The 7,455-nt window shown below is 73.0% G+C and carries 8 protein-coding genes; 5 read left to right on the top strand and 3 right to left on the bottom strand.

Translation table 11 applies throughout. The annotated features are described in order from the left end of the window. Positions 1-147: 147 nt before the first annotated feature. Positions 148-1,341 carry a sensor histidine kinase gene (locus ABZ930_RS41090; protein WP_361560645.1) on the bottom strand — a complete coding sequence of 398 codons (1,194 nt, stop codon included), beginning with the start codon at positions 1,339-1,341 and terminating at the stop codon, positions 148-150. A gap of 204 nt (positions 1,342-1,545) precedes the next feature. Between ABZ930_RS41090 and ABZ930_RS41085 the strand changes: the two genes are divergently transcribed. From ABZ930_RS41085 to ABZ930_RS41070, 4 genes are all read left to right on the top strand, one after another. After that, a complete protein-coding gene (locus tag ABZ930_RS41085; protein WP_361560643.1) occupies positions 1,546-2,097 on the top strand; it encodes a heme-binding protein in 552 nt (183 codons plus the stop codon). A gap of 172 nt (positions 2,098-2,269) precedes the next feature. Next, positions 2,270-2,866 carry an ankyrin repeat domain-containing protein gene (locus ABZ930_RS41080; protein WP_361560640.1) on the top strand — a complete coding sequence of 199 codons (597 nt, stop codon included), beginning with the start codon at positions 2,270-2,272 and terminating at the stop codon, positions 2,864-2,866. Further along, positions 2,863-4,005 (top strand): hypothetical protein, encoded by a 1,143-nt coding sequence (locus ABZ930_RS41075; protein WP_361560637.1) that lies wholly within the window; start codon positions 2,863-2,865, stop codon positions 4,003-4,005. Before ABZ930_RS41080 ends, ABZ930_RS41075 begins: the two co-directional genes overlap by 4 nt. 48 nt (positions 4,006-4,053) lie before the next feature. Then, positions 4,054-5,460, top strand: coding sequence for a M1 family metallopeptidase (locus ABZ930_RS41070; protein ID WP_361560634.1), 1,407 nt, complete (start codon positions 4,054-4,056; stop codon positions 5,458-5,460). Here ABZ930_RS41070 and ABZ930_RS41065 read toward each other — a convergent pair. Beyond that, complete coding sequence (locus ABZ930_RS41065; RefSeq protein WP_361560632.1) at positions 5,430-5,978, bottom strand: GNAT family N-acetyltransferase; 549 nt, start codon at positions 5,976-5,978, stop codon at positions 5,430-5,432. The two genes, ABZ930_RS41070 and ABZ930_RS41065, sit on opposite strands and share 31 nt — an antisense overlap. 91 nt (positions 5,979-6,069) lie before the next feature. Next, positions 6,070-6,645 (bottom strand): TerD family protein, encoded by a 576-nt coding sequence (locus ABZ930_RS41060; RefSeq protein ID WP_111665406.1) that lies wholly within the window; start codon positions 6,643-6,645, stop codon positions 6,070-6,072. 189 nt (positions 6,646-6,834) lie between these two features. Between ABZ930_RS41060 and arfB the strand changes: the two genes are divergently transcribed. Next, positions 6,835-7,260, top strand: a complete 426-nt coding sequence (gene arfB / locus ABZ930_RS41055) for an alternative ribosome rescue aminoacyl-tRNA hydrolase ArfB (RefSeq protein ID WP_351454933.1) — start codon at positions 6,835-6,837, stop codon at positions 7,258-7,260. Positions 7,261-7,455 lie beyond the last annotated feature (195 nt).

Raw genomic sequence — 7,455 nt, 5'->3', positions numbered from 1 at the left:
AGTGCACTTCTTTGTATACGGCTCCCCTGTTAATGCTGGAGCCCCGCCGTGTTTACGGGATGTTGCGAAGTCCTCACACGCTCACCCGCGCGCGGCGGGGAACTGCGCGGCCGGCCACGACGAGAGCCGCGGACGAAAGGGCCGGGGTCAAGGCTGCCGCAACGGGATGGAGGCCGAGAGGACGGTGCCCTCGCCGGGGGCGGACTCGATGGCGAGGTCGCCGCCGAGCTGCCGCACCCGCGCCCGGATCGCCGCCAGCCCGTGCCCCCGCACCCCGGCCACCACCCCCGCCCCCGGATCGAACCCCACCCCGTCGTCGGCGACGTCCAGCACGACCTGATCGTCCAGCAGCGTCAGCGTGACGGCCGCGCCGGAGGCCCCGGCGTGCTCCCGTACGTTGGCCAGCGCCCCCTGCGCGATCCGCAGCAGCGCCGCCTCGACCCGGTCGGGAAGCCGGACGGGACCGGCCCGCTCCCCGGCGTCGATGTGCACCCGCACCGTCAGCCGCTCCCCGGACTCGCGGGCGGCCACCGTGCGCAGCGCCTCCTCGAGACCGTGGGCCAGATCGGCGGGGGCCAGATCGTGCACGAAGCGGCGGGCCTCGGTGAGGTTGTGGTCGGCGATGGACGCGGCGGTGTGCACATGGGTGCGGGCCTTGCCGGAGTCCAGGTCCCAGACCCGTTCGGCCGCCTGGAGCAGCATCTGCTGGCTGGACAGGCCCTGCGCGAGGGTGTCGTGGATCTCCATGGACAGCCGCTGCCGCTCGGCGAGCGTGCCCGCCCTGCGCTCGGCGGCGGCCAGCTCGCGGCGGGTGCGGATCAGGTCGTCGATGAGGGCCCGCTGCCGGGCCGCCTGCCGCTGCATCTGGAGGAAGACGGCGGCGGCGAGCACGGCGACGGCGGGCGGCCCGAGCACCAGGTCCGGGTCCCAGCGGCCGGCGAGCCGTACCTGGGACGCGATGACCAGGACGGTCAGCAGCGCCACGAGGATGAGCGCCGCGCGCGTGGGCAGGGTGCGCAGACCGGTGTAGAAGAGCGGGATCCCGACCCAGGCGAAGCTGGGCGCGAGGACGACGAGCACCACGACCACGGCGACCACGAGCGACAGCCACAGCCGCTGCCGGGCGGTGGAGCGGCGCGGGCCCTCCCAGGCGATGCCGACGACGTAGAGCACGGCGAGGACGGCGCTGAAGGCGATGATCCAGGGCACCCGGGCGCCGCCGGGGTGGCGCAGCAGGAAGCGGGCCAGGGCGACCGCGAGCAGCAGGAAGAACGCGGCGTGCATGACGGCGGCGAGCCACCGGCTGTCCGTCGCCCCGGCCTCCGCGTCGGAATCCCTCATGGCCACCTCCGTACCGCTCCGAACTGGGCAAACACTCCCATTGTCGGGTGTGGTCACGCCCCCGGGGTCAACCGATCGGATGACCCCCGGGTCAGCCGCCCGGCAGCGCCGGAGCAGCCGGAACGTCGACGGGAACGGGCCGGTTCCGGACCCAGCATGGAGTGCAGAAGGAACGCACGCCCCGCCCTCCAGGAGTTGAATCGCATGGCCTCCCTGAAGAACATGTCCCGCCGCGCCCGCATCGCCACCGGCGGTGCCGTCCTGGCCGCCGTCGCCGCCGGCACCCTCGGCACGGTCTCCGCGAACGCCTCGGCCCCGGCCGCCGCGCCCGCCGCCAACGTGAAGAGCGCGACGACCACCACCTCCACGCACCTCACGATCGACGCCGCGAACAAGGCCGCGCAGGCCGCGCTGAAGGCCGCCGAGAAGGAGAACCAGAAGGTCTCCGTCGCCGTCGTCGACCGCAACGGCAACACGATCCTGACGCTGCGCGGCGACGGTGCGGGCCCGCAGTCCTACGAGTCCGCCGAGAAGAAGGCGTACACCGCCGTCTCCTGGAACGCGCCCACCTCCGAGCTGGCCAAGCGCCTGGAGCAGGCCCCGAACCTGAAGGACATCCCCGGCACCCTGTTCCTCGCGGGCGGCGCCCCCGTCACCGCGAAGAACGCCCCGATCGCCGGCATCGGCGTCGCCGGCGCGCCCTCCGGCGACCAGGACGAGAAGTTCGCCCAGGCGGGTGTCGCCGCGCTCCGCTAGACCGGGTCGCCGGGTGAGTGTGGCCCCCAGGAGCGCGGGGAACTGCGCGACCAGCCACACTCGACCCGCACCCGCGTACGCATGACGCGCCCCTCCGGCGAGCGGGTCACGGGGCTCTGCCCCGGACCCCGCTCCTCAAGCGCCGGAGGGGCTTGATTCTGGAGCCGCCCCGATGAAGAACGACGACGCCACCCTGCTGACCGCCGCGGCTCAGGGCGACACCGAAACCGTCCGCACCGCCCTCGCGGCCGGCGCCGACCCCGAGGTCCGCGACGCCCACCGCCGCACCCCCCTCCTCCTCGCCGCCCTGCACGACCACGTCCCCACCGCGGCGGCGCTCGTCGCGGCGGGCGCCGATCCGAACGCGCGGGACGACCGGTCCGACAGCCCGTGGCTGGTCACCGGCGTCACCGGCTCCGTCGCCATGATGCGCACCCTGCTGCCCGCGGGCCCCGACCTGAAGGTCACCAACCGCTTCGGCGGCGTCTCCCTCATCCCGGCGTCCGAACGCGGCCACGTCGACTACGTGCGGGCCGTGCTCCGCGAGACCGACATCGACGTCGACCACGTCAACCGGCTCGGCTGGACGGCCCTGTTGGAGGCCGTGATCCTCGGTGACGGCGGTCGCGCGCACCAGGAGATCGTGGAGCTGCTGATCACGGCGGGCGCCACCCCGGACCTCCCGGACGGCGACGGCGTCACGCCCCTGGAGCACGCCGAACGGCGCGGGTTCACGGGGATCGCCGGTCTGCTGAGGGCCGTACGGTGAGGCGCCTCGCGCTCGCCGCGACGGCCGCCGCCGTCCTCGTGACGGGCTGCGCGGCCGCGCAGAGCCCCGCCGACACCTCCACGAGCACCCCCGCCGAAGCACCCGCCACCGGCGGCCGGCCGGACGCTCCCGCGACGCGCACCGCCCCCGCCGCGGCCGACGGCAGCCTCCTCGTCGCCGACTTCGGCGCCGACACCGTCAGCTTCGTCGACCCCGCCGAGGGGGTCACCGACTCCGTGAAGGTGGGCCGCGCGCCCTACGGTCTCGTCGTCGGCGACGACGGCCGGGCCTGGGTGGCCACCGCCGAGGGCGTCGCCGTCGTCGACACGGCCGCCCGCGAGCGCGTCGCGCTGATCCCGTACGAGACCGCCCGGACCGAGGACCTCGGCCCGGTCACCGACGGCGAGTACCGCGGCGGCGGCATGGGCATCGCCCTGGCCCCCGACGGCCGCCACGCGTACGTCGGGGTCAACGTGCCCGACGGCAACGGCACGTTGGAGACCGTCGACACCCGCACCCTCCGCGTCACCGACACCACCGGCGTCGGCCGCCGCCCCTTCGACGTGGACGTCTCGCGCGACGGCGACGAGGTGTATGCGACGGACCACGACTCCTTCGACGTCACCGTCCTCGACACCGGCAGCGGCGACACCCGCCGCATCGAGGTCGCCCCCTACGGCACCGAGGGCGGCCTCGGCTCCTGGCTGAAGCCGCACTACACCGCCGTACGCCCCTCCGACGGCAAGCTGCTGCTGCCCTTCGAGGGCGAGAAGCTGGTCGTCGTCGACCCGGAGACCGGCCGCTCCCGCATCGAGCGGATGACCGCGAACACCCACCAGCACGGCGTCACCGTCACCCCCGACGGCACCCTGTTCGTCGTCGGCACCGGCCCCATCGACCCCGCCGAGGACGAGGGCCCGTCCCTGACCGTCCGCACGAAGGACGGCCGGGAGAAGGTGATCCCGCTCGACGGCCCGCACGAGGACGTCGCCGTCTCCGCCGACGGCCGCACGGCGTACGTCACCGGCGGCTTCACCCGCGACGGCTACTGGAACGGGATCACCGTCGTCGACGTCGACAGCGGCGACACGCGCCGACTGGCGGCGGGGGAGCGCCCGTTGGGGATCGCCGTCCTCTGACCGCGGCAACAGCACAAGCACCGACATAAAGGGCAATAGGCTGGCCGGGTGCGCAGACGCCCCCGCCCCCGCCGCTCCCTCGCCCTGGCCCTCGTCACCCTGCTCTCCGTCGCGGCCTGCGGCGGCGGGGTCGACGGTTCGCCCGGCGCCTCGGGCCTGCGCGACCCGTACTTCCCCAAGCTGGGCAACGGCGGCTACGACGTCACCCACTACGCCCTGAACCTCGCCTACGACCCGGACACCCACCGCCTCACGGGCACCGCCACCCTCACCGCGACGGCTCTCCAGGACCTCAGCGCCTTCAACCTCGACCTGCACGGGCTCACGGTCGCCGGGGTCACCGTCGACAAGAAGCGGGCGGTGAACCGCCGGGCGGGCAACGAGCTGACGGTCCGCCCGTTCGACGAACTGCCGAAGGGCCACACCTTCCGCACGGTCGTGCGCTACTCCGGCGAACCCGCCACCATCACCGACTCCGACGGCGCCGAGGAGGGCTGGCTGCGCACCGACGACGGCGCGCTCGGCCTCGGCGAGCCGACCGGCTCGATGGCCTGGTTCCCCGGCAACCACCACCCCTCCGACAAGGCGACGTACACCATCGCGGTCAGCGTCCCCACGGGCGTACGGGCCGTCTCCAACGGGGAGTTGGCGTCCACCAAGCGGTCCGCGTACGGCAGGACCACCACGTACACCTGGCGCGTCACCCAGCCCATGGCGAGTTACGTCGCCACGGTCGCGATCGGGACGTTCGAGACGCACACCTCCCGGACGCCGGCCGGCCTCCCCGTGTACACGGCGGTCGCCCCGGAGGAGGCGGAGGCGAGCGAGAAGGTCCTCGCCCGGCTGCCCGAGGTCGTCGACTGGGAGACGCGGACCTTCGGCCCGTACCCGTTCTCCTCCACCGGCGCGATCGTCGCGCGCGAGGGCGCCGCCGGGTACGCGCTGGAGACGCAGAACCGGCCCGTCTTCCCCGGCGCCCCCGATGTGGGCCTGCTCGTCCACGAGATGGCGCACCAGTGGTACGGCGACTCGGTCACCCCGAAGTCGTGGCGCGACATGTGGCTCAACGAGGGCTTCGCCACCTACGCCGAGTGGCTGTGGGAGGAGCAGCACGAGGGCGACACCGCCCAGGAGTCCTTCGAGGCGGCGTACGACCACGCGCCGGACTCCGCCGTCTGGGCCTTCCCGCCCGCCGACCCGCCGAGCGCCGCCCACATCTCCGACCCGCCCGTCTACCAGCGCGGCGCGATGGTCCTCCACCGCATCCGGCAGACCATCGGGGACACCAAGTTCTTCGCGTTGCTGAAGAGTTGGGCCGCCGACCACAAGTACGGCAACGCCGACACCCACGACTTCACGGCGTACGTGGAACACGCGAACCCCGGCGGGAAGGACGCGCTGGACGAGGTCTGGAAGGACTGGCTCTACGGCAAGGGCAAGCCGGACAAGCCCTGAGAGGCCGCCGCCGGGGTGAGGGATGTGCGCAGCACCCGGCAGGGGCGGCCGAGTTCGCGGTCCCGCCGGCGGGCGATCTCCTCGTAGCCGAGGGCGGTCCAGAAGGCGAGGCCGTCGGGGTTGTTCTCCAGCACGGCGAGCCGGAGGGCGGTGCGGCCGGCCTGCCGGAAGCGCTCCTCGACGCCGCGTGCCAGCCGCCGTCCGTGGCCCGCGCGCCGGTGCCGGGCGTCGACGAGCAGCAGGCCGAGCCACGGATCGGGGTCGGCCGGGTCCGGGTGGCGGGCGAGCGTCAGCGCGATCGCGACCAGCCGCCCCTCGGCGTCCCGGGCGAGCAGCGCCTCGGCGTCCGGCGTGGCCAGTTCCCCGGCGAGGGTCGCGGCGACCTGCTCCGCGGTGATCGCGTCGGGGTCGGGGAAGTCGCCGCTGAGCGCGAAGAAGTCGCGCCGGGAGGCGTACAGGGCCGTCAGCTCGGCGAGGAGGGGGCGGTCCGGGGAGTGGGTGAGGGGGCTGATGTGCACGGGGGAGAGCGTAGGCGCGGGCGCACGGGAACGGGCCCCGGAGAACTCCGGGGCCCGTTCACCTCATGAGGAACTCAGGAACTCATCGCCCTCAGACGTTGACGCCGAAGTCCTGGGCGATGCCGACCAGGCCCGAGGCGTAGCCCTGGCCGACCGCGCGGAACTTCCACTCGGCGCCATTGCGGTACAGCTCGCCGAAGACCATCGCCGTCTCCGTCGCCGCGTCCTCGGAGAGGTCGTAGCGGGCGATCTCGGCGCCGCCGGCCTGGTTGAGGATGCGGATGTACGCGTTGCGCACCTGGCCGAAGTTCTGCGAGCGGTTCTCCGCGTCGTAGATCGAGACCGGGAAGACGATCTTGTCGACGTCGGCGGGCAGGCCCGCCAGGTTCACATTGATCGCCTCGTCGTCGCCGTCGCCCTCACCGGTGCGGTTGTCACCGGTGTGCACGATCGTCTGGTCCGGCGTCTGCTTGTTGTTGAAGAAGACGAAGTGGCCGTCCGAGTAGACCTTGCCCTGCGTGTTCACCGCGATCGCGGAGGCGTCCAGGTCGAAGTCGGTACCGGTGGTGGTGCGGACGTCCCAGCCGAGGCCCACGGTGACGGCGGTCAGGCCCGGAGCCTCCTTGGTGAGCGAGACGTTGCCACCCTTGGACAGGCTTACAGCCATGGTTCGGGAGTCCCTTCCCTCGTTAAATGCGTGGCGTACGGGTGTACGTGTGTAGCCGAAGCTACTCGTACCCGTATGAACGCGATGCGGGGTGGTGAAGGTTCCAGGTCTCTTTACTTTCTTTACCCGCTTCCGGGGCGGGGGGAAATCGGGGTGACGGGCGGGGTCCGGACGCGCGACCATGGACCCATGTCCGGTCCTTATCCCATCCGCGGCTCGGTCGTCCTTCCGGAGGCCGAGCTGGTCTGGCGTTTCTCGCGGTCGTCCGGGCCGGGCGGGCAGCACGTCAACACGTCCGACTCGAAGGTGGAGCTGTCGTTCGACCTGGCGAACACCCGGGCGCTGCCCGAGGTGTGGAAGGCGCGGGCCCTTGAGCGGCTCGGGTCGCGTCTGGTGGGCGGGGTGGTGACCGTACGGGCCTCCGAGCATCGCTCGCAGTGGCGCAATCGGGAGACGGCCGCCGTGCGGCTTGCCGCGCTGCTCGCCGAGGCTTCCGCGCCGCCGCCGAAGCCGCGCCGGGCCACCAAGATTCCGCGCGGGATCAATGAGCGCCGCCTCCGCGAGAAGAAGGCCCGCTCCGAAACCAAGCGCGGCCGCACCGGCCGCGACTGGTAACCCTGGTCCGCCTTCTTCGTCTGAGGGCCGGTGGCCGCTTCTCGCGCAGTTCCCCGCGCCCCTGAAACGAGCTCCGCTCGTCCAGGGGAGGCTGCGCGGAGCGCTGATCCCGCTCTTCGCCGAGCGCGGGGTCGCCATCGTGCCCACCCTGGTCAACATCGCGACGTTCCCGGACCTCGCGGCCGGGGGCGAGCA

Source organism: Streptomyces sp. NPDC046716 (assembly GCF_040645755.1).
Taxonomy (GTDB): domain Bacteria; phylum Actinomycetota; class Actinomycetes; order Streptomycetales; family Streptomycetaceae; genus Streptomyces.
This window is presented reverse-complemented; position numbering and strand designations above follow the sequence as displayed.

Coding starts and splice junctions, on each gene's coding strand:
- ABZ930_RS41090 (WP_361560645.1), bottom strand. CDS start 1,341: ATGAGGGATTCCGACGCGGAGGCCGGGGCGACGGACAGCCGGTGGCTC.
- ABZ930_RS41085 (WP_361560643.1), top strand. CDS start 1,546: ATGGCCTCCCTGAAGAACATGTCCCGCCGCGCCCGCATCGCCACCGGC.
- ABZ930_RS41080 (WP_361560640.1), top strand. CDS start 2,270: ATGAAGAACGACGACGCCACCCTGCTGACCGCCGCGGCTCAGGGCGAC.
- ABZ930_RS41060 (WP_111665406.1), bottom strand. CDS start 6,645: ATGGCTGTAAGCCTGTCCAAGGGTGGCAACGTCTCGCTCACCAAGGAG.
- arfB (WP_351454933.1), top strand. CDS start 6,835: ATGTCCGGTCCTTATCCCATCCGCGGCTCGGTCGTCCTTCCGGAGGCC.